Source organism: Chitinimonas sp. BJYL2 (genome assembly GCF_027257935.1).
GTDB lineage: Bacteria > Pseudomonadota > Gammaproteobacteria > Burkholderiales > Chitinimonadaceae > Chitinimonas.
In genome coordinates this window covers 130,605-151,637 of sequence record NZ_JANZKW010000006.1, presented here as the reverse complement: position 1 = coordinate 151,637, position 21,033 = coordinate 130,605, and the positions used below count along the sequence as shown (strand labels likewise).

General features: G+C 59.8%; 25 protein-coding genes and 1 tRNA gene. 17 read left to right on the top strand and 9 right to left on the bottom strand.

Annotation, left to right across the window (positions count from 1 at the left end; all coding sequences use genetic code 11):
- Window positions 1-175 precede the first annotated feature (175 nt).
- The 3 genes from O9X62_RS15775 to murJ all read right to left on the bottom strand — a co-directional run bounded on the left by O9X62_RS15775 (window position 176) and on the right by murJ (window position 3,571).
- Entirely contained in the window at window positions 176-1,372 is a 1,197-nt protein-coding gene (locus O9X62_RS15775; RefSeq protein ID WP_269533919.1) for a pyridoxal phosphate-dependent aminotransferase, read from the bottom strand.
- Between the two features lie 160 nt (window positions 1,373-1,532).
- The gene (locus tag O9X62_RS15770; protein WP_269533918.1) at window positions 1,533-2,039 is read right to left on the bottom strand and encodes a GNAT family N-acetyltransferase; all 507 of its coding nucleotides are present in this window, start codon (window positions 2,037-2,039) and stop codon (window positions 1,533-1,535) included.
- Window positions 2,036-3,571, bottom strand: a complete 1,536-nt coding sequence (murJ, locus tag O9X62_RS15765; RefSeq protein ID WP_269533917.1) for a murein biosynthesis integral membrane protein MurJ — start codon at window positions 3,569-3,571, stop codon at window positions 2,036-2,038. The genes O9X62_RS15770 and murJ overlap by 4 nt, the downstream gene beginning before the upstream one ends.
- A 122-nt stretch (window positions 3,572-3,693) precedes the next feature.
- On the opposite strand from murJ, the gene rpsT reads away from it, so the two are divergent.
- Window positions 3,694-3,957, top strand: a complete 264-nt coding sequence (gene rpsT / locus O9X62_RS15760; RefSeq protein WP_269533916.1) for a 30S ribosomal protein S20 — start codon at window positions 3,694-3,696, stop codon at window positions 3,955-3,957.
- Between the two features lie 56 nt (window positions 3,958-4,013).
- Here the strand turns inward: rpsT and O9X62_RS15755 are convergent, their stop codons facing one another.
- Window positions 4,014-4,376 (bottom strand): hypothetical protein, encoded by a 363-nt coding sequence (locus tag O9X62_RS15755; RefSeq protein ID WP_269533915.1) that lies wholly within the window; start codon window positions 4,374-4,376, stop codon window positions 4,014-4,016.
- Between the two features lie 126 nt (window positions 4,377-4,502).
- Between O9X62_RS15755 and O9X62_RS15750 the strand changes: the two genes are divergently transcribed.
- The 3 genes from O9X62_RS15750 to O9X62_RS15740 all read left to right on the top strand — a co-directional run bounded on the left by O9X62_RS15750 (window position 4,503) and on the right by O9X62_RS15740 (window position 9,109).
- Complete coding sequence (locus tag O9X62_RS15750; RefSeq protein WP_269533914.1) at window positions 4,503-5,525, top strand: response regulator; 1,023 nt, start codon at window positions 4,503-4,505, stop codon at window positions 5,523-5,525.
- Between the two features lie 308 nt (window positions 5,526-5,833).
- On the top strand, window positions 5,834-8,617 hold the full coding sequence (locus O9X62_RS15745) for a TonB-dependent siderophore receptor (RefSeq protein ID WP_269533913.1): 2,784 nt from the start codon (window positions 5,834-5,836) through the stop codon (window positions 8,615-8,617).
- A gap of 192 nt (window positions 8,618-8,809) precedes the next feature.
- Window positions 8,810-9,109 carry a helix-hairpin-helix domain-containing protein gene (locus tag O9X62_RS15740; RefSeq protein WP_269533912.1) on the top strand — a complete coding sequence of 100 codons (300 nt, stop codon included), beginning with the start codon at window positions 8,810-8,812 and terminating at the stop codon, window positions 9,107-9,109.
- Between the two features lie 76 nt (window positions 9,110-9,185).
- Here O9X62_RS15740 and O9X62_RS15735 read toward each other — a convergent pair whose 3' ends face one another.
- The 4 genes from O9X62_RS15735 to O9X62_RS15720 all read right to left on the bottom strand — a co-directional run bounded on the left by O9X62_RS15735 (window position 9,186) and on the right by O9X62_RS15720 (window position 12,973).
- Window positions 9,186-10,637, bottom strand: coding sequence for a serine/threonine-protein kinase (locus O9X62_RS15735; RefSeq protein WP_269533911.1), 1,452 nt, complete (start codon window positions 10,635-10,637; stop codon window positions 9,186-9,188).
- A gap of 126 nt (window positions 10,638-10,763) precedes the next feature.
- On the bottom strand, window positions 10,764-11,981 hold the full coding sequence (locus O9X62_RS15730) for a hypothetical protein (RefSeq protein WP_269533910.1): 1,218 nt from the start codon (window positions 11,979-11,981) through the stop codon (window positions 10,764-10,766).
- A gap of 62 nt (window positions 11,982-12,043) precedes the next feature.
- Window positions 12,044-12,451 (bottom strand): DUF2721 domain-containing protein, encoded by a 408-nt coding sequence (locus O9X62_RS15725; RefSeq protein ID WP_269533909.1) that lies wholly within the window; start codon window positions 12,449-12,451, stop codon window positions 12,044-12,046.
- Between the two features lie 3 nt (window positions 12,452-12,454).
- Window positions 12,455-12,973, bottom strand: coding sequence for a peroxiredoxin (locus O9X62_RS15720; RefSeq protein ID WP_269533908.1), 519 nt, complete (start codon window positions 12,971-12,973; stop codon window positions 12,455-12,457).
- 72 nt (window positions 12,974-13,045) lie between these two features.
- On the opposite strand from O9X62_RS15720, the gene O9X62_RS15715 reads away from it, so the two are divergent.
- Window positions 13,046-13,120 (top strand) — tRNA-Arg (locus O9X62_RS15715).
- A 253-nt stretch (window positions 13,121-13,373) separates the two neighbouring features.
- Here the strand turns inward: O9X62_RS15715 and O9X62_RS15710 are convergent.
- On the bottom strand, window positions 13,374-13,883 hold the full coding sequence (locus O9X62_RS15710; protein ID WP_269533907.1) for a hypothetical protein: 510 nt from the start codon (window positions 13,881-13,883) through the stop codon (window positions 13,374-13,376).
- Window positions 13,884-14,166: 283 nt separating this feature from the next.
- Between O9X62_RS15710 and O9X62_RS15705 the strand changes: the two genes are divergently transcribed.
- The 12 genes from O9X62_RS15705 (at window position 14,167) to O9X62_RS15650 (ending at window position 20,876) form a co-directional block, all read left to right on the top strand.
- A complete protein-coding gene (locus O9X62_RS15705) occupies window positions 14,167-14,379 on the top strand; it encodes a CsbD family protein (RefSeq protein WP_269533906.1) in 213 nt (70 codons plus the stop codon).
- 57 nt (window positions 14,380-14,436) lie between these two features.
- Complete coding sequence (locus O9X62_RS15700) at window positions 14,437-14,691, top strand: GlsB/YeaQ/YmgE family stress response membrane protein (RefSeq protein WP_269533905.1); 255 nt, start codon at window positions 14,437-14,439, stop codon at window positions 14,689-14,691.
- Window positions 14,692-14,846: 155 nt separating this feature from the next.
- Window positions 14,847-15,152 (top strand): BON domain-containing protein, encoded by a 306-nt coding sequence (locus O9X62_RS15695; RefSeq protein ID WP_269533904.1) that lies wholly within the window; start codon window positions 14,847-14,849, stop codon window positions 15,150-15,152.
- Window positions 15,153-15,305: 153 nt separating this feature from the next.
- On the top strand, window positions 15,306-15,683 hold the full coding sequence (locus O9X62_RS15690) for a DUF4398 domain-containing protein (RefSeq protein ID WP_269533903.1): 378 nt from the start codon (window positions 15,306-15,308) through the stop codon (window positions 15,681-15,683).
- Between the two features lie 92 nt (window positions 15,684-15,775).
- Window positions 15,776-16,687 (top strand): OmpA family protein, encoded by a 912-nt coding sequence (locus O9X62_RS15685; protein WP_269533902.1) that lies wholly within the window; start codon window positions 15,776-15,778, stop codon window positions 16,685-16,687.
- Between the two features lie 43 nt (window positions 16,688-16,730).
- Window positions 16,731-17,255 (top strand): bacterioferritin, encoded by a 525-nt coding sequence (locus O9X62_RS15680; protein WP_269533901.1) that lies wholly within the window; start codon window positions 16,731-16,733, stop codon window positions 17,253-17,255.
- Between the two features lie 47 nt (window positions 17,256-17,302).
- Window positions 17,303-17,698 (top strand): phage holin family protein, encoded by a 396-nt coding sequence (locus tag O9X62_RS15675; RefSeq protein WP_269533900.1) that lies wholly within the window; start codon window positions 17,303-17,305, stop codon window positions 17,696-17,698.
- A gap of 37 nt (window positions 17,699-17,735) precedes the next feature.
- Window positions 17,736-18,044 carry a hypothetical protein gene (locus O9X62_RS15670; protein WP_269533899.1) on the top strand — a complete coding sequence of 103 codons (309 nt, stop codon included), beginning with the start codon at window positions 17,736-17,738 and terminating at the stop codon, window positions 18,042-18,044.
- Window positions 18,045-18,220: 176 nt separating this feature from the next.
- Window positions 18,221-18,559: a YqjD family protein gene (locus tag O9X62_RS15665; RefSeq protein ID WP_269533898.1), complete on the top strand. Its 339-nt coding sequence runs from the start codon at window positions 18,221-18,223 to the stop codon at window positions 18,557-18,559.
- Window positions 18,560-18,635: 76 nt separating this feature from the next.
- Entirely contained in the window at window positions 18,636-19,448 is an 813-nt protein-coding gene (locus O9X62_RS15660) for a beta/gamma crystallin-related protein (protein WP_269533897.1), read from the top strand.
- Window positions 19,449-19,619: 171 nt separating this feature from the next.
- Complete coding sequence (locus tag O9X62_RS15655) at window positions 19,620-19,976, top strand: hypothetical protein (RefSeq protein WP_269533896.1); 357 nt, start codon at window positions 19,620-19,622, stop codon at window positions 19,974-19,976.
- 78 nt (window positions 19,977-20,054) lie between these two features.
- Window positions 20,055-20,876: a BON domain-containing protein gene (locus O9X62_RS15650; RefSeq protein WP_269533895.1), complete on the top strand. Its 822-nt coding sequence runs from the start codon at window positions 20,055-20,057 to the stop codon at window positions 20,874-20,876.
- Window positions 20,877-21,033: the final 157 nt, after the last annotated feature.

Here is a 21,033-nt window from a genome sequence, read left to right as displayed (position 1 = left end):
GCGTCCCCGATGTGGATCGGGACCACGAATCGGGTGATATATAGAGCAAACGCACCATAGCATACAAGCGGACCGGGAGAGGCCGGCTGGGGCACTGTGGGAAACCCCAATGGGCTTGCAGACAGGCACAAAAAAACGCCGCGCAGGGCGGCGTTTTTTTGGGGGCGGTAGGGGATCAGGCCAGCGCGGATTCGATCCGGGCCAGTGCTTTTTCCAGATTGCCCATGCTGGTGGCAAAGCTGATACGGAAGTAGCCCTCGGCACCGAAGGCCGAGCCCGGCACTACGGCGACGTCCTGGGCTTCGAGCAGGTAGCTGCCCAGTGCCATATCGGTCGGGGCGGCAATCTTGCCTTCCTTGTAGAGGTTCTGGATGGCTTCACGTGCATCGACAAACGCGTAGAACGCGCCACCAGCCGTGAGGCACTTGAGGCCGCGGATGCTGTTGAACTTGTTCACCACAAACTCATGGCGCTCGTTGAAGGCCTTGAGCATGGGCGCAAAGCACTCGGCTTGTGGGCCATTCAGTGCGGCTTCTGCGGCCACCTGCGAAATCGAGGTCGGGTTCGATGTCGATTGCGACTGGATGTTTTCCATCGCCTTGATCAGCACCTCGGGGCCGGCGGCGTAGCCGATGCGCCAGCCGGTCATCGAGTAAGCCTTGGAAACGCCGTTCAGCAGGATGGTCTGCGGATACAGTTCCGGGCAGGCGTTGAGGACGTTGGCAAACGTGGTGCTGCCCAGCATCACGTGTTCGTACATATCGTCGGACGCGATCAGGATGTTCGGGTGCTTCTTCAGCACTTCGCCCAGGGCCTTCAGTTCATCCAGCGTGTAGACGGCACCGGTCGGATTGGACGGCGAGTTGATCACCAGCATCTTGGTGCGCGGCGTGATGGCGGCGGCCAGCTGGGCCGGGCTCAGCTTGTAGCCTTGCTCAATGCCGCATTCCAGGATCACCGGCTTGCCTTCGGCCAGGATCACCATATCGGGGTAGGAGACCCAGTATGGCGCCGGGATGATGACCTCGTCACCCTCGTTGATATAGGCCTGGCACAGGTTGTAGAAGCTCTGCTTGCCACCCACCGACACCAGCACCTGCTTGGCACTGTAGTCCACGCCTTGGTCGCGCTTGAACTTGGCGATGATGGCGTTCTTCAGGCCCGGTGTACCCGATACCGGGGTGTACTTGGTGAAACCCTTGTTGATCGCATCAATGGCGGCGGCCTTGATATGGTCGGGCGTATCAAAATCCGGCTCGCCGGCAGCGAGGGCAACCACATCACGGCCTTCGGCCTTGAGTTTTTGCGCCTTGGCAGTGATGGCGAGAGTGGGCGATTCCTTGATGGCTTGAACGCGATGCGAGAGTTCCACGACGAGGGTCCTTCCGAGAGACGCTGATGTCGGGCAGCCGAGATGGCTGCCTTGGGTTTGGGGATGGCAGATTATAACGGCTCGAACGCGTACGAGCCCGCGCGTTCGTAATGAAATTTCACGCTAAACCATTGATGGTGCTGGTTATATAACGTGTGAGTCAGTCAGGGCGCGATGTAGTGAGCGACTTGTGCATTACGAAGTCGTCCATCACGAAGCCACCACCGATGTCCACACAGGTCTCCCTTGCAACCGTATAGCCATGACGCAGATAAGCGGTGATGGCGGCTTCGTTGCGTTTATTGACGGCCAGTTCGATCTGGCTGAAGCCCAGACTCAGTGCGCGGGCATCGACATGGCGCAGCATGGCGGCGCCTAGCCCTTGACCGTGATGCGCAGGCAGCAGATAGAGCTTGTCGAGCTTGAGCCGTGCCGCGTCAAGACGCTGGTACTGGCAAAAGCCGATGAGTGCGCCATCACGCTCCAGTAGATCCAGCCACTGGTCCTGGCCGCTCATCTGCGCGAGCAGGGCATCGGCGTGGTAGCGCTGCGCCAGCATGTAATCAATTTGCCCGGCAGGAATGATGGCCGGATAGACCGCGTGCCAGATCTCGTACGCCAGCGTGGCAACGGCCGGGATGTCGGCCGGTGTGGCTGCGCGCATCATGCGGCGCGCCGCGCAAAGTCGCGCGGCCTGAACCCGCAGGCAAACAGCACGGCAAAGTAGGTGACTGCACCGGCGCTGACCAGCACGCCGAGCTTGATCGCACCGAGCCAAGTGACGTGCTGGTGCCAGTTGCCCAGCAGCTGCGCGAGCAGGAACAGCACCACAACCATGGCACCGACGGCCAGACCCAGCTTGGATAGAAAGCGCAGCCAGCCGGGTTTAGGGGTGTAGATTTGCTGGCGGATCAGGCCGCGATACAGCAGCAGGGCGTTCAAGCAGGCCCCCAGGCTGATTGCCAGAGCGAGGCCCGCGTGGCCCAGCGGCTGCCAGAACACCAGGTTCAGGAGCTGGGTGCAGATCAGCGTGATGATGCCCATCTTTACCGGGGTGCGAATGTCCTGACGTGCGTAGAAGGCAGGTGCCAGCACCTTGATCGACACCAGTGCCATCAAACCCACGGCATAGGCGCTGAGTGCCTGCTGGGTCATCCGCGTATCGTTGGCAGTGAACCGGCCGTGCTCGAACAGCACGGCGATGATGGGCTCGGCAATCACCGCCAGCGCCACGGTGGCGGGCAAAGCCAGCAGCCAGCAAAGGCGCAGGCCCCAGTCGAGCATCGCGGAGTAGTCCTCGCTCTTGTCCTCGGCGCGCAGGCGGGCCAGGCTCGGTAGCAGGATGGTGCCCAATGCCACGCCGAGCACGCCGGTTGGCAGCTCCATCAGGCGATCAGCGTAGTTAAGCCAGGACATGCTGCCTGCCGGCAGCCAGGAGGCAAACTGGGTGTTGAGCAGCAAGCTGATCTGCGCAACGGATACGCCGAATAATGCCGGCACCATCTGTTTGAGTACACGCAGTACCCCGGCATCCTTGAGATTGAGTTTCGGGCGCGGCAGCATGCCGATCCGGGCGAGGAAGGGCAGCTGGAACGCAAGCTGCGCGAGTCCGCCCACGGCCACGGCAATCGCCAGCGCAAAGATCGGCTCGTCCAGGTAGGGCGACAGGAAGATGCCGAAGGCAATCATCGAGATATTCAGCAGCGTGGGTGTGAACGCCGGCACCGAGAAGCGGTTCCATGTATTCAAGATGCTGCTGGCCAGCGACGATAACGAGATCAGCAGGATATAAGGGAAGGTGATGCGGGTCAGCGCAACGGTCAGCTCGAACTGATCGGTGTGCTTGGCAAAGCCCGATGCCGACAGCCAGACAATGACTGGCGCAGCAATGACGCCGAGCACCGTGAACGCGATCAGCACCAGCGTGAGCAGGCCCGCAATATCGGCTACGAACTCCTTGGTCGCGGCTTCGCCACGCTGGCTCCGGTACTCGGCCAGAATCGGCACGAAGGCCTGCGAGAACGCCCCTTCGGCAAAGATGCGCCGGAACATATTGGGCAGACGGAAAGCGACCACAAACGCATCCATGGCATGGCTGGCGCCAAACTGGTGCGTGTTCATGACCTCGCGTGCGAGACCCAGTACCCGCGATAGCATGGTCATGCTGCTTGTGCGGGCCAGCGCCTTGAGTAGATTCATACCGGAGGAACAGCCAGACGGGAATCGGCCGAGTTTACGCGATGATTGCCATATATGTACTGTTTCGGCATAATGCAGAGTTTCGCGAAGTCACTTTTACCGGTTTAAGGAGTTGAATTTAAATGGCAAACAGCGCACAGGCCCGTAAGCGTGCCAATCAGGCCGCCAAGGCGCGCCTTCTGAATCAGAGCCAACGCACCGAATTCCGCACTGCGGTCAAGAAGGTTGTGAAGGCTATCGAAGCTGGCGACAAGGCCGCTGCGGTCGAAGTCTTCAAGCAATCGGTCAGCACGCTGGACCGTATCGCCGACAAGGGCGTGTTCCACAAGAACAAGGCCGCTCGCCATAAGAGCCGCCTGGCTGCCGCCGTCAAGGCAATGGCCTAAGCAATACGCCCGACACTCGATTCGCTGGCCAGCATCGCATGTCGTAAAAAGCCCGCTCAGCAGAGCGGGCTTTTTTGTTGTCCTTTGGCCGGGTTGGTCAAGCGCAGGTAACTGGCCTCGCACAACTCGAAACCCTGGCCGCTGTCGGCCTCGGTGGGCGTAATATCCACGGCAATCCGGACATAACGACCGATGGCCTGCCATATGGTGAGCCCTAGCTGCTCGGCCATGACCTGGGGGGAGACGTTGTCCGCTATCGTCGCCTCGCGCGAGGCTTCCAGCAGCCATGCATCGCCAATCTGGCGGTTGGAGACCCAGTCAGCGGCAAAGCCGGACAATTGAAGGGCGCGCACGATACGAGACGGCTCGGCTTTTCCCAGCGGGAACGCAGAGATGTGAGTGCGTTGCGAGTCTGCCATATGCCTCTCCCCGGCGCCTTGGCGGGTTTGCATCGAATTGAGTTGTAACAAATCGCTGCCGGGTCGGCAATGCACCGGGCATCACCTTTATGCTATAGATGGAAAACCTCTTCAGGACCGCATGAAATGACCCAATCCGACCTCGATACCGCATTGCCCCGGATTCTGGTGGTGGATGACTCGCGCATCGTACGCGCCACGGTAAAGAAACATCTCTCCACGCACTTCGATATTGTTGAAGAAGGGGATGGCGAGGCTGGTTGGGCCCGGTTGGAAAGCGATCCTTCCATACTCGTCTTGCTGAGCGATCTCAGCATGCCCAAGCTTGACGGCTTTGGCCTGCTCGCCCGCGTGCGCAAATCCGCGGACTCGCGCATCAAAACCACGCCCGTCATCGTGATCTCGGGCGAGGAGGATGCCGAGACCAAGCAGCAGGCGGTCGAGCGCGGCGCCAACGACTTTGTGACCAAGTCGACTGATCGTGCAGAGATGCTCGCCCGGGTTTCGGCCGCCGCCAAGCTGGCGCAGATTGGCCGTGAACTCCGTAACAGCGAGGAGCGCAATGCCTCACTGACCACGACCGACCCTCAAACCGGCGTAGCCAGCGAACATATGCTGGAGATCGAAGGCGAAAAGGCGCTGGCGCATGCTGCCCGCATGGGTGGAGAAACCACGCTGGTGCTGTTTGAAATCGACCGGTTCGAGCAACTCAAAGCAGAGCTGGGCGAGAGTGTGGCGGATCAGTTGATCAACCTTGTTGCCAAGCTGGTCGCCGGCCGTTTGCGCAAAGAAGAAACTCTGGCGCGCCTCTCCGGCCCCCGGTTTGGCGTGGTCCTGTTTGCTGACATGGCTGGCGCGCAGATTTATGCCCGCCGTTTGCAGGAAACCATCGCCTCTGCCAAGGCCAACTTCCGTGGCAAGCAGATAGCGCTGTCGGCCAATGTGGGTATGGCCAACTCCCGTGCTGATGAAGTCGTCGATACCCAAGGCTTGCTCGAGTGCGCCCGGCAACGCCTGGAGGGGGCTTACAGCGTGGATGCTGCCTTGGCCATGCTGGCCCGAGGCGATCTCCAAACCGTTCAGGCACGCTTGCCCTTGTTGATGCGCAAGCTGCAACCTTTGCTGGACTTGAACGCCAGCACAAGCTGATCGACCCGATTTGCCGTACTCAAAAGGCCGCGTAAGCGGCCTTTCTTTGTGCTGCCCGCCTCGGGCTTGGTGTCGCGTTCCGCCAACAGTGGGATGGCATTCGTTGTATATTTGTTCATGGGCATTGCTTGGTTGACGGGTACGTCAGTACGATCAAGACACTTTGGAAAAGGTGGTGGCCGATGATCCGGACGCGCCTCACCACGGTTCAAGTAGCGCCCAATCGGCGTAACACGGATGTGCCGGAGGCCGACAAAACGGCTGGAAGGTACATCGCCCATGGACGAAATGCAGGGGAGAACTCTCTGATGAAAATGAAGCAAATTGCCTACGCAATCAGCCTTTTGGGCATTGCTGGATTTGTGCCGGCGCTTGCCGCTGCCGATCAACCCGAGAAGGTCGAAAAAATCGAAATCACGGGTTCGAGCATCAAGCGCATCACCAAGGAAGGCGCGCTGCCTGTTCAAGTGCTGAAGAAAGAGGACATTGCCAAGACGGGCGCAACCTCGACGGTCGATCTGCTTCAGAAGCTGCCTACCATTCAGGGTTCGACTGGCGAGTCGGCCTCGGTCGGCGGTGGCTCCTTCGGTTTCTCGGGCGTGTCGCTCCACAACATCGGTGAAACCCGTACGTTGGTGCTGCTGAATGGCCATCGTCTGGCACTGTTTGGTGGACAGACGCTTACCGGCTTTGCTGCTGGTATGGATCTGAACTCCATCCCCATTTCGGCCATTGAGCGCGTGGAAGTGCTGACTGACGGCGCCTCTGCACTTTACGGTGCAGACGCGATTGCGGGTGTGGTCAACTTCATCACTAAGCGGAACACCACTGACGGCGATGTTACCGTCGGCTACTCGGAACCCGAGCAAGGTGGCGCTAAGGAAAAGCGCATCACGTTCACCAAGGGTTTCGGCAGCATGGAGCGTGACGGTTTCAACGTCATGATTTCTGCAGCCCACGACGAACGTACCCAGCTTAACTCGACACAACGTGATTTTGCCAAGACGGGCAAGATCTTTTTCGGCGCAAACGGTAAGAACTACCGTATGCAGCAATTCTCGGCCAGCCCGATCCCTGCAAATGCCACTGACGACCTGGGCCAGCTGATCAATCCGTATCTCAAAGTGAACGGTAGCTGCCCGGAAAAAACCTTCCGTGTGACTGAACCCTACAACGACGGTTCGGGTTTGGTTGATGACTACTGCGGCTTTGATTTCGTCGGTGAACTTGAAATCTATCCGATTCGGAAGCGCGATAGCGTGATGGCTACTGCCAATGTGGCATTGGGTGAAAACCACGAGCTGTACGTGGATGCCCTGTGGTCGAAGACAAACCAAGTTTCCCGTATCGCACCAGTGCCTGGCAGTATCAGCATCCCCGCTGGCTCGGCGCTGCACGACAAGTACCTCAAGCCCATCGGAATTACCGGTGACAGCTTGGCTTTCTATCGCATGTTTGATTTGGGCAAGCGGGAAAGTAACGATACGGCCAAGTTCATTGACCTTGCCATTGGCGTCAAGGGTAACTACGCCGGTTGGGATTACAACACGGTTTACACGCGCTCCGAGAGTGATGTCGAGGGCAAGATCTCGGGCTATCCGGGTGCTCGTGCCGTCGCGAAATTGCGTTCCAGCGGCCTGCTTGACCCGTTTGTTGGGCCCGGCAAGCAAAGCGCTGAAGCGATGAAGGCTATTAACGCTGCTAACTACAATGGGTATTGGGACGGTGGTAGTTCCAAGCTGGATACCTTGTCTGCACGTGGCTCGAGCGAGCTGTTCGAAATGCCTTCTGGCATGGCCATGCTGGGCTTGGGTTTGAGCTACCAGAAGGAAGACTTCCAGTCGAAGCCCAGCCTGTTTGCTCAGGGCAAGCTGGCTGATCCCGTTGCTGGCACACCTTGTGGTGCGGGCGTTCCGTGTGATCAGCGCTTCGGTGATGGTTCTGCTACGGTTGCCTATGCTGCCGATCGTACCGCCTATGCAGGCTATGCAGAGCTGATCCTGCCCGCGATGGATACGCTGGAACTTAGTACCGCTCTGCGTTACGACAACTACTCCGACTTCGGTGGTGCTACCACTGCGAAGGCCAGTTTCCGTTGGACTCCGACGCGTTCCTTCCTGTTGCGCGGTTCGGTTGGCAATGGTTTCCACGCACCGACAGTGCCGCAAGTTAAGGCCGCACGTCAGTCCTATGGCGTAACTTCTGACAAGTACATCTGTTCGGCAGAGCTGGCCCAGGTTGCTGCGGCACAGAATGCCCGTTGCCAACCGGGTAATCGTCAGTATGATCAGATCGCTGGTGGTAATGCCCTTCTGCAGCCAGAAGAGTCGCGTCAAGCAACAATCGGTTTCCGCTTTGAACCGACTCCGGCGATCAGCTTTGGTGCAGACCTTTGGCACGTTGGCATTAGCGACGTGTTCGGTCAGCTGACTGAGCAGGAAGTATTCGCGAATCCGCTGCGTTACCCGAACTCGTGGGGCAAGACCACCGACATTGGTACTGGTGTTGATTATTTGGCCTTTGTTGCTGATAACCAAAACTTGGGTAAGCAGTACTCCACCGGTCTGGATATCGATATCAGTGGTCGTAAGAAGTTCGGTTCTGTGGACTTCAACTCCCAGTTCAACACTACGTACATGATTCGTGAAGTAGCACAGACCCAGAAGAATGGGCCTTACTACTCCTCGATTGGTGCCATTGGTGAGCTCGGTGCAGTGACATTCCGCTGGCAAGGTCGTTGGACTAACTCCATCAAGCATGGCAACTGGCTGCATACCTTGGGTGTGAACTTCAAGGCCGGCTACAAGGATCAGGCCACTCAGGCTGAAGTGCTCAATGCTGCTGGGAATGTGGTGGACTACGAGACGCTCAGGCTCAATGTCCCGTCGTTCTTCACGTACGACTGGCAGACTCAGTGGAACTTCATGAAGAATGCCCAAGTGACCGTTGGTGTGCTCAATGTGCTGGATCGTGACCCGCCACTGTCGATTTCCACGGGTGGTGCAAACCGTGGTCAGCAGTTCGGCTATGATGATCGTTACTACGATTCCCGTGGCCGTACGCTATATGCAAACTTCGGCTACAAGTTCTAATAGCCGTTATTACTAGCCGATCAATCGGCGAGTAAAGTTAAAAGCCCGCAGCACGTGCTGCGGGCTTTTTCTATTTGCCTGTGGATTGCTGTTTTCGGTCCACCCCATACCTAGAACTGGTGATGCCGCCGATCGTGGAGTGGGGTTAGAGTCGTTGCGCGCACATAGGGTGCGTAACGTTCAGGAGGAATTATGTTGCGTCATAGCCTGCAATTCTTGGCAGTGCTGCTGCTGGGCACATCAGCAATGGCTGCGGTAAATATCAATACAGCAGGACCATCAGAGCTGGAGGCATTGACGGGTATTGGACCCAGCAAGGCTAAGGCTATTGTCGATTATCGGCAGAAGAACGGTGCATTCAAGAATGTTGATGAGCTCGATAAAGTACCGGGTATTGGAAAAGCTACGGTAGACAAGTTTCGCTCGGAAGTTACAGTTGCTGCAGGGGGTACAAAATCTGGCACTAAGCCTTCAATTGATAAGAAGAAGTAACCATTAGAATTTCCAAAGAAAAACACCGTGGAGACCACGGTGTTTTTCTTTGGAAATCACAATCCACTCCGCCGATTTAACGTTCGCGTCTGTTCCGCGGCGCGGGTTTGGGGCAGGTTCCATCCGGTTTGCAGCCCGCGAGCACTTCCAGAAAGTTGCGTTTGTCCTCGACTGCTGGTGGCTTTTCTCTCTTTTCCTGCTGTTTGGGCTTGGATTCTGCGGATTCAGTTGGCTTTGGTGAATGTGAGGGCTCGGCAGGCTGGGGCTTCTCCGATGCCACAGGTGCCGGTTTGGCCGCGCTGGCTTTACGAGTTGGCTTTGCTGAAGCTTGCGGGGCGTTGCTGGCTTGGCTGCTTGCGGTGGCCTTGTCTACGGCCGTGCTGTTTTCTGTTGATGCAGGCGTTTTGTTGACTGGTGTTGAGTCAACTTCACGTACCGGCATGGCTGCGGCGGCAGGCAATGAACCTGGTGCGCCCGGTGGCGCCATGAGCTCTACCTGATTTGCCGTGATAGGTGCAGATGGAACGGCAGCGTTTGGCTTTGCCGACACGTTGCTCGCGTTGCGCATCATCAAGGCACCCGCGCCAAGTAAGGCCACGACAATAGAGCCGATGCCCAGAAGGCGCCACTTGGGTGAGGTGCTACGTTGAGCTGGAGACACTGTCTCCGTGCTATGCACTTGTGGTTCCGGTGGGGCGGTTGGTTCCTTCACCGGGCTCGCGGTCGCCTGCTCACGCAGCGCATGCCGCGCCTCACGGGCGCTCTGGAAGCGCTTGGCGGGGTCTTTCTCCAGGCAGCGCATGACAAAGTCGTCCAGCCATGGCGGTAAATCCGATGCGAGTTCGCGTGGGCGGGTGGGTTGTTCGTGCAGGATGCGATACGCAATCGTGGCAACGTGGTCGCCATCGAACGGGCGCACGCCAGTCAGCAGTTGGTAAAGCACAATGCCTGCCGCAAACACATCAGCCCGGCCGTCGAGCTTTTTGCCCTCGATCTGCTCGGGCGCCATATAGCGGGGTGAACCGACCAGGGTGCCGGCACGCGTCAGATCGCTGGCAGGCAGCTGGGCGATGCCGAAATCGGTGATCTTCAGGCGGCCATCCGCCGTCAGCATCAGGTTACCGGGCTTGATATCGCGGTGAACAACTTGGTGTTCATGCGCATAGGCCAAGGCCCCGAACAACTGTCCGGCGAGTTTGATGGTTTTGCTGACCGATACCTTGAGGCCGCCGGCAATATACGACTCAAGCGTCTTGCCCTCGACATACTCGATGGCGAGGTAGGCGTACCCGTCGATATCGCCGCAATCGTAGACCGTGATGATGTTGGGGTGGTTGAGCCGGGCAGCAGAGCGGGCCTCTTGCTGGAGGCGGGCGGCATACTCTGCGCGGTCATCGGTGTTCAGATCCAGCTTGAGCACCTTGAGCGCAACGGTTCTGTCCAGCCGTTCATCGACGGCACGATACACCGTGCCCATGGCCCCTTGCCCAAGCACGGCATTGATTCTGTAATGACCCAATCGCTCCATGGGCGTCATTCTAACTGGATGATGAGTGCCAAGGCACACACTTGGCAGTGTGAGCAATGACAGTGCGCCTCACTGAGCAAGGATTGGTCTGTTTTCGACAGGGTGAAAAGCCGCTCGATCAAGGGTTTAGCGACCGAAAATGCCTTTGAGGATATCCAGCGCCTTGGGCTTTTCTTCCTGCTTGGGCGTGGGGCTTTCCTCCTGTTGCTGCTCGCTGTGGTCCATATTGGGCATACCGGTAAAACTGGTAGCCACCGACTTGAGCCTGAGCTTGACTGCCCAAGTCGGCTCCCACGCTATCTTGGGGTCTTTGGGGCGTGGCGGGTGGGCCAGATGCAGTTCGCTGCCATAAGCAATCATCCGCACCATGCCTGCCTTGCCGATGGCTTCCTTTGGGGCTGTGCACTCGGTAGTGCGCGCTGGCAGCAGGACCTTTTCTTTGAGCCAGCGATCAACCGCGGCATTGGGCTGGTAGTCGAGCAGGCCAAATCCGCTGTCCGCTAGCTCGCTGGACGTCCAGATCACCATTTCCTGATCGCCTTGTGCGCTCATGCTGCTGAGGAACCAGGCGCGAGCCTGCGGCATGGCTGACCAGGAGAAGCGGATGGCGCTACCCTCATCACGCTGCTTGAGATCGATCGCGGGCATCAGGTCGTGTGCCTGATCCAGCGTGAACCTGAAATCTGCCGGCAGCCCGTCACCCGAGAAGGTGTGCTGTCCCGCCAGCGAGGCATCTGCCGGAATCAAGCGGCTATCGGGCTTGCTGGGCCATATCGGGCGACCGGGCGTGCTATGGGCGCCACGGGTGGTGGCTCGACGAGCCTGGAAGAAGCGCGCCAAATCCGCCACCTCCGCGGTTGCCATGTCGAGCACTTTGGGCTGGCCCTTGCGGACTTCGGTGCCGCAGCCCCAGTAAAGCAGCAGCTTACCCTTGGGCCGCTGGAACTCCGGCTGCTCGATGATCTCTTCTTCACGCTCAACGGGGATGGGCTTGCCCTGCACTGGGCTGACCAGCTTGAGCGTAGGCGCCAGTTTGCTGCCTTCCGGCACGCTTTGCAGTGCCTCGGCGAGATTGGGATTGAGGCGTGTGCTGACGGTTACATCCATCCACCGGCCAGCCGGCCCGGTTTGGGTGTTACCAAAGACGTTATTACCTTTGCTGCCACCGAACATGCTGCCTAGCAGCCCACCGGCGATATTGGGCATGCTCGGCATGCCACCCGAGTAGGTGGCGAGGTCTATCCAGGCCTGCGCTACCGGCGGGCTGGTTTTCTGAGCGGGCGCGGCATGGCTATTCAGTGCAACGATGGCCAAGGCAAACGCAGGGTAAGCAGGTTTGAACATGATGGGCTCCAGTCAACCGATGGTTGATCATAGATCGCCAACCCCTGCTTGGCAGCCTCGGATTAGTCGCTGTCGTGCTTGGCCAGATCTTCCTCGATATCGGCCAGCAGGATGTTGAGCGCATCGCTGGACATGCGGATCTCGGTCAGCGAAATGGCGAGTGAAACCAGCATGCAAACCAAGCTGATGGCAAACACCGCATGCGCTAGCCGAGGCAGGCCGAAGAAGATCATGAACATGCAGAGCACACACAGGAACAGGCTACCCACCCCCACTGCCTGCATGCCGCGTATCAGGGCAACCCGGCGACGCAGGTTGGCAATCTGCCGGGCAATTTTGGGGTCTGGTGCGGCCTGGTAATCCTCATACAGCTTGCGGATCACGCTGGATAGGCCGAGAAAGCGGTTGGTATAGGCCAGCAGTAGCAAGGAGATGGCAGGGAACAGCAGGGCAGGCACACCGATTTCCATGGATTATTTCTTTCCACTCAACTGGCGCAGATCGGCCAGAACGGTTTTGGCGTAGGTCTTGGTATCCACATCCGTATAGCGCTTGATCACGCTGCCTTGCGGATCAATCAGGAAACTATGGCGCTTGGCAAACTTTACCAAACCCAAATTCACCAGCACGCCATATTGCCTGGCCGTGGTGCCGTCCGGATCGGCCAGCAGGGTGAATGGTAACTGGTGCTTGCCGGCAAACTGGCGAATGGCAGCGACTTCATCCGTGCTGATGCCCACCACCTCGGCACCCAATGCTCGAAGCAGGACAATATCGTCGCGGAAGCTGCAGGCCTCTTCCGTGCATGCTGGCGTATCGGCTTTGGGATAGAAATACAGCACCAGCCACTTGCCACGGAATTCGTCACTGTGGCGGACTTTGCCGTGCTGGTCGCTCAGGGCAAACGCCGGTGCCATCTGGCCGTTCTGTACATTTGCCTGGGTAAATCCGCTGACAAGCAGGCACAAACCGAGCAGAAAGAATTTGATCATGAGATTGGGCTGCCTGTGAGGTGCGCGAGTGGCCGATGCTGACGTGAAATCCGGTAGAATCCCGGCCGGCCCGTCTCCGTAGTTAAATGGATATAACGGCCCCCTCCTAAGGGGCAGTTACAGGTTCGATTCCTGTCGGGGACGCCAGACCATCATCCCGCCATGCTGGATGCGTGTGACGCTAGCTGGTCGTTTAGTGATCTCGTCATAGTCTATCCCGGTTCGCTTCCCGTCGCCGCGCCAGATATCCCTGAGCGCGGCTCGCGCCCCCCGCTGCCTTTGCCCTGCCTACCCCATACCAGTTACGAGCTGCCAAGCTTAGCGCTTCAGGCGCCCGGACCGCGCACGCCATGGCGGACTCGGCATCAGGGCGCGATGAGTGGCGGTGGGGGTTGTCGGGTCAGTTGCCGGTGACAAAGTCGTTGATGTAGCGCCGTCGCTCGTCCGGGTTGCGTACGACGCGGCTCACCAGTTCATCGGGCATCTGGTGGTGCCGGAAATACTGGAGCGCTTCTCGGGTCGAACCCTGATCAAACATGACGATGCCCTGATCCACGATGGACTGGGTAATCGAATCCACGCGCTCGCCGCTGCTGCGCCAGCGGGGATTCGGGCTGTTGTCATGGACCCGTGTCGCCAGCGGCCCGGCCAGTGGCGGGGAGAGCTCGTTTGGCCAGTCCGCTGACGATCCCGGCGCCAATCTGGGCGAGACGGCTGACTGCCTGACTGGGCCGGCCGCATCGCGACGCCCGGCTTCCAGCAGGTGCAGGAGCTGCAGCTCGATGGCCTCGGTGAGGACATAGGACTCCATATAGCGCTCCTGGTTACCTGCGGCATGCCAGGCGGCACAGGCTTGCTCGGCCGTGTGCAGTTGTTGCCTGAGGACGGTCACTTTCTCTTGATCTGGCATGACGGGCTCCTTGTGAACGTCAGTCCGCTCAGCCTGCATCCGCTCGGGTGCCGCGTCGGTGCGATGCCGCACCGAGCGGAAGAGGCTTCTACCGCTAGATCACCTCCCCACCACTCCTGATTGCGCCAAGTGCGCTAAGTGCGCCAGCGCACTGACTGCATTCGTCGACAGGGCTAGTTTGCCTCATCGACTTCGCAGCACCGATCGCCAAAGGGCGAGCGTTGAGGCGACGGATTGGTCATCGGCCACTTGGTGGATGACATCGTTGCACAAGGAGAGCGTCATGAATTGGGACATCGTCAAAGGCAACTGGAAACAGTTCAAAGGCAATGTGCGGCAGCAGTGGGGCAAGCTCACGGATGACCACCTGGAACAGATTGCAGGTACGCGTACCGAGCTGGCCGGCAAGATTCAGGAGGCCTATGGCGTCACCCAGGATGATGCCGAGCGGCAGATCAAGGCATTTGAAGGCCGCTACAAGGACTATCGCCCTTAAACGCTTGGCCTGACAGGGCGCATGTCGTTTCAAGGGCTGCGCCTGAGGGAGTTCTGTATGTCCCTGCTTGCCTGGATTGTCCTCGGCCTGGTTGCCGGGTTCATTGCCAACCGGCTGGCGAGCCAGCCCGGTCGGGGTGTCATCCCCGATACCTTGCTGGGCGTGGTCGGTGCGGTTGCCGGTGGTTGGTTGTTCAGCCAGTTCGGCATGGCCGGCATTACCGGCTTCAACCTTTACAGCCTGCTGGTCGCCATTGTTGGCGCAGCCTTGCTGATCTGGGTTTACCACGCGATCTCGCGCACCCTCGGCTAGATCGTCACCGGCAGCCCCGGCTGCCGCCTGCCTTGCCGACCCGATGCTACGGGTTGTCCGGAGACCGTATTGCTGCAGGTTGCCGTGTGGGCGTGTTGCCCGCGCGGTTCACCCTGCATCGGGCCACCTAGGTGGCCCTTGCCTGGAGTCATGTCATGAAATCCCTCACCAAGCTGTTTGCATTGCTGGCCGTCCCCCTGACCCTGATCGCCTGTGCCTCCACGCCCAGGCAGGAGGGGACGGGCGAATACATGGACGACAGCCTGATCACCGCCAAGGTCAAGGCGGCCATCCTGAACGAGCCCACCCTGAAGGTGGCGGAAATCAATGTGGAGACCTTCAAGGGCACGGTGCAGCTCAGTGGTTTTGTGAGTTCGCGCGCCGCCATCAGCAAGGCGATTGAGATCACCCGCGATGTCAAAGGGGTGAGCTCGGTCAAGGATGACATGCGCGTCAAATAAGGTGCGGGCAGTCTCGGGTTCAGACCCGAGGCGGCTGTTGGCGAGATAAGGCGTTATGTACGGCGCCGTACCGACACTGCCACTTGCCCGTCGCATAAAGGTCGCACTGCCTGCCAGCCTGATGGCGGGCAAATTGATGGACTGGAGACAATCATGTTGAGCCACACCCACTACCTCCTGCTACCTGTTTGCCTTGCCGCGCTCGTGGCAAGCAGCGGCTGCAGCAGCACCAACCCGCAAGCCACAACCGATATGGCCGTTTCGTCTGCCGCGGTCGATAACGCCGCCGGCGCTGGTGGTGGCCAGTACGCGCCGATGGAGATGCAAGCCGCCCGCGAGAAGATGGTGCAGGCCCACAAAGCCATGGAAGACAAGGACTTTGTGCTGGCTGGCAGTCTTGCCAAGCAGGCGCAGGCCGATGCCAAGCTCGCCCAGAGCAAGGCTGGCTCGGCCAAGGCCCAAGTAGCGGCCGATGCCTTGCAGGAAGACATCCGCGTGCTGCACGAAGAACTGAGCCGGGCTAACCGCTAGCCGGTAATCCAGCAGCGCGATCACCCCTCTTACCCCGTGCGATTCGATCAGGACTTGTACTCCGTGATTCGTCGCCAACCAAGGAACGCATCATGGAAAAGCCCAATGCAAAACCCGGATTGCTGATCATTGCCGCACTGCTGGCTGCCTGCAGCACGGTGCCTATGACTACCAGCCTGCTGGATCAGACTCGCCGCGACTACAGTGCCGCACAGAATAATCCGGCTGTGGTTCGTCACGCCGCCTTGGAGCTCAAGCTCGCTGGCGACGCACTGGAGCTGGCCAATGTGGCTGCCAAGCGCGATGACAGCATCGTGCAGATTGATCGTCTGGCCTATGTGGCCAAGCAGAAAGTGGCGCTGGCACATGAAGTTGCGAAGCAGAAATCGGCCGAGATCAGCGTGGCCGGTGCCGCGCAGGAGCGAGATCGCATGCGGCTTGCCCAACGAACCAATGAAGCGGATCAGGCCAAGTCGGCGGCTGATCAGGCCCGTATGGACACGCGCCTGGCACAAAGCGATACCGCCGATGCCCAACGCGCTGCGCAGGACGCACAGCGCAGCACCGCGGATGCGCAGGCCCGTGCCGCCATGCTGGAAAGCCAGATGGCTGCGCTCTCAGCCAAGCAGACCGAACGCGGTCTGGTGATCACGCTCGGTGCCGTGCTGTTTGCGACCGATCAGGCCAGTCTTAATAGCACTGGCCAGCAGACGATCCAGAAGCTAGCCGAGGTGCTGCAGCAAAACCCGCAGCGCACCGTGCTGATTGAAGGCTTTACCGACAACACCGGCACCACGCTGCACAACCAGGCCCTGTCAGAGCGGCGCGCCAATGCAGTACGTACAGCGCTGCAGGAGCGTGGCGTGATGGCTAATCGGGTCGCGGTACGCGGTTATGGCGAATCCTTTCCCGTGGGGGATAACGAAACGGCCAGTAATCGCCAGACCAATCGCCGCGTCGAGATCGTGTTATCGGATGAGACGGGTCACGTTAATCCGCGCTGAATCATGGTGCCGGGCCATTGCTCATCTTTGAGAAGGAAACGTCATGCCGAATCCGAACCCCGCGGTGGATAAAGCCGCAATCCGAGCCGCCGCCCGCAATGTGGGCGATGGCTCGGTTACCGAGGGTTATCAGGCCGATCGTGAGGCGGTGATCGCCCTGCTCAATGATGCCCTCGCCACCGAACTTGTTTGTGTGCTGCGTTACAAGCGTCACCACTACACCGTAACCGGGTTGCAAAACGGACCGATCAAGGCTGAGTTTCTGGCCCACGCGCGGGAAGAGCAGGCCCACGCGGATCTGCTTGCCGAGCGCATCGTACAGCTCAATGGGCTACCAGATTTCAATCCCGCCAACCTGGTGGCGCGCAGCCATGCCGAGTATGACGAAGCGATCACCGTACAGGCCATGATCATGGCCAACCTGATTGCGGAGCGGATTGCCATTGAAGCCTATCGGCAGATGATCCAGTTCATCGGGGATACCGATCCCACCACCCGGCACATGCTGGTCGGCATCATGGCCATGGAAGAAGAACATGCCGACGAGATGCGTGATCTGCTGGCCTGATCATCGCGCCGCGCGGCACGCAAGCTAACGTCTGGAAGGTGTTTCCCATGTCTGATCCTGCGATGCGCGCTACCGCGCCAGCAGCACTACCGCAGCAAGGCCTGCTGGCGCGGCTGATGGCCAATGGCCTCGGCCTGTTGCTGAATCGGCTGGAGCTGGCCTTACTGGAACTCACCGAAGCCCGCGGCCAGTTGTTCAAACGCTTGATGGTGCTGGCGATGGCAGCAATGGCGGTGTGGTTTGCCGTTGCCTATGCCTCGCTGTTACTGGTCTACGTTGCTTGGGACAGTCTGGGCTGGAAAATCCTGCTCCTGATGCTGCTGGGTTTCGCCTCGCTGGCGGCCGGTTTGCTGCGGTATGCCGATCAACTACGCCTGCTCGACAGTGCCGCACTACCCGCCACCCTGGCCGCACTGCGACAAGACCGAGATCACTTGCTGTGACCCGGTTACCAGCGTCCTGGCGCACACGGAGAAACCCATGAAGCAACAGCCTGCGTTGCCCACACTGGCAGAACGCAAAGTACAGCTATTGCAGGAAGGCGAGCACTACCGCCACGGCCTGTTGACTGCGCGTCAAGCGATTACGGGGCACCTCGGTGCTTCCTTTGTCCGCATCCTGTTCACCCGCCTGATCGGTACCCCCGGCGGCGTGACCTTGCCGCGTGTGCTGCCACTGGCGATTACCACCGTGTCCTTTCTGGCGCGCAAGCGCTGGCTATGGCCGTTGGTCGGTATCGGTGCAGTCGCGGCAGCCGTGACCTGGCTAGTGAAATCGCGGGATGGCTGAGTCGCGTCATACCCGATCAACGTGCGCAGATATCCGCACACTAAGTGCGCCGTCGTACAGACCCCCCACCCCCTTGCCCGCACGATGATCTCAGGCACACCGGCGTGCAAGCACGCAGGCCGGGATAAGGCGGGCTTTGCTCGTCGGGCCTCTTCCAACCGTATCGGAGTCGCAAAATGAGCAATGAAACAAAAACAGGTAACGGCAATGGCAGCGTGGATGTGCATCGGCAAGCTCTGGTCAAGGATCTGAAAGGCGCCGTCAGCGACGCGCATCAGCTGATCCAGGCCGTGGCCGATGCATCGGCAGATGAATATGGTGCTGCAGCACAGGCGGTGCAGAACAAGCTCGACGAGGCCCGCACGCGCCTGAGTGGTGCCCGCACAGCGATCAGTGAAAAGTCTCAGGCCGCAGCAAAAGCGACCCAAGCCTATGTGACACACAACCCGTGGACTGCCATCGGTATTGCTGCCGGCGTCGGGGTGATTGCCGGGTTCTTCATCGGCCGTCGCTGAATCGATGGGTGAAACACGCCGGCCTCGGCGCTTGCGAGGTCCAGCAGGATCAACAGGCATATGCAGGAGGCCGCACATGAACCATGCATTCCGCATCACCGTGGCCCTGGCAGCGCTGGCGCTTACCGCGCCAGCGCTCGCGCAGGTGGTTTTCTATGAACACGACGGCTTTGACGGGCGCTCCTTCACCACTAACCGGCAGGTCAACAATCTGACCCGCTATGGATTCAACGACCGTGCATCATCGGCGGTGGTGATCGACGACCAGTGGGAAGTCTGTCAGGACGACCGCTTCCGCGGCCGTTGCATGGTATTGCGACCGGGGCGTTATGCCTCGCTTGGCGCCATGGGCCTGGGTGACCGCATTTCCTCGGCGCGCTCGGTGGGTCGGCAGACCCGCTACAGCGAATCCCGCTATGCGCCCTGGCCTGAGCCGGTGTATGACAACCGCCGCCGTGGCAGAGAGCGGCTGTATCAAGCCGATGTGGTGTCAGTCCGCGCCGTTGTTGGTCCGCCCGAGCGGCGTTGCTGGATAGAACGTGAGCAGCTGGGCGGCGAACGGCGTGGGGCCAATGTCCCGGGCGCTGTCGTCGGTGCCATTGTCGGCGGCGTGCTCGGCCACCAGGTAGGCGGCGGGCGCGGCAAAGATCTGGCTACCGCTGGTGGTGCCGTGGCCGGCGCCGTGATCGGTAGTAACGTGGGCCGCGACCGCGATGGTCGTGAGGGCTACAGCAGGGATGTCGAGCATTGTGCCAACGCACCGGGCAGCGCACGCCCTGCTTACTGGGACGTGGTTTACACCTTCCGGGGGCAGGAACATCGGGTTCAAATGGCGTATCAGCCCGGGAACTCGGTGACGGTCAATCGTTATGGCGAACCGCGCGCCTGAAGACGAGCGGCGTGCCATTCAAACGGCCCTGTGGGGCCGTTTTTTTATGGATCAGATCCCCCTCGGTTCGCCAGCGTACCGACACTGGCCACTGCTAGCGGCATGGTGGGTCTGTCAGACACGCAATCACCGCAATCTCGCGGCCTGCGGGGCTTACTCAAGAGGTTCATCATGCATAACCAGCCTAACGATCCTAAATCGACTGCCACTCCCAACAAGGCAGCCGGCCCAGCCCAGCCCAATACCCCCAAGCCGGGCGGTAACTACCAAGCCAAGGGCGATGAAAAGCCCCCAGTGGTCGCCCAGTCGGTTCCCCCGATTCCCGGTGTGGATGCCATCAAGCTGGACTGGCCCAAGCAGGTCAATGCCGCCAGAAGCACTTGGGGCAAGCTCAGCGAAGAAGAGTTGCGCCAGTCCGATGGCCAGCCCAGCAAGCTCGCGACACTGGTGCAGGAGCGCTACTCGGTGACGCGCCAGGAGGCCGACAAACAGGTCAACAGTTTTCTTGAGACCTGCAACAAGCAGTGATCCAGCGTAAGTCCGCCGCCCCGCAAGGGGCGGCTTCCAGCTGCATCGCACTGATTTCCTGAGTCATGGAGAACCATCATGCATACCCCAGTCCGCAAGTCCCTGTTCAGCGCGAGTCTCGCCGCTGCCCTGCTCACCATGAGCAGCCACGCCTTCGCCTTGCCGCTGACTCAAGAGGTGGTCAATGCACGTCAGGAGAGTCAGATATGGACCACCTTTGCATTGAATCCCTATCTGCGCCACAGCAACCTGCAGGTCAAGGTGCTGGACGGCAAGGCCACCCTGTCGGGCAAGGTCGCCGAGGGCGTGAACAAGGAGCTGGCCAAGCAGATTGCCCTGGGTGTGGGGGGTGTTCGCGATGTGGATAACCAGATTGTCGTCGACACCGATTACGCACCGCCTCCTGCCAACGGCCGCAGTTACGCCGATATGGTTGATGACGCGACCATCAGCACCGCCATTCAGTCCAAGCTGGCCTGGAGCAAATATTCGGGCGGACTGGTAGCCGATGTCGCCACCTTGTCGGGCAAGGTGACCCTGACCGGGAGTGCCGATGACGCTGCGGCCAAAACCTTTGCCGGACGTGTGGCCCTGGGTACACGCGGCGTTGAATCGGTCAACAATCAGCTGGTCGTCGGCTCGCGACCGGATACCGCAGCCTCCCGCGCCGCAACGGCTACCGGCACCAAACTGGCCGATAGCTGGATCACCACCAAGGTCAAATCCACGTTCCTGTATTCGAACTATGTGGACAGCTTCGATATCTCTGTCACCACGCTCAATGGCATCGTGACACTCAACGGCAAGCTCGGCAGCGGAAACGACCGCGCGCTGGCGGTTGAACTGGCCCGGAACGTACGTGGCGTGAAGCGGGTACAGGCAGCTGGCCTGACCTTCTGACACCAGCACCTGTGCGGGACCATCGCGCCGGCAAGACCGGCGTGGTTGCTGTCATGCTGCGCGCCCCGCAGCCGGGCAGGGTGACCCGCTCTGCAGACGCGGGTAACTGGCCTTGGGTAGCGGGTCTCTTACCGATTGCCCCGCACTCAGCCCAAGC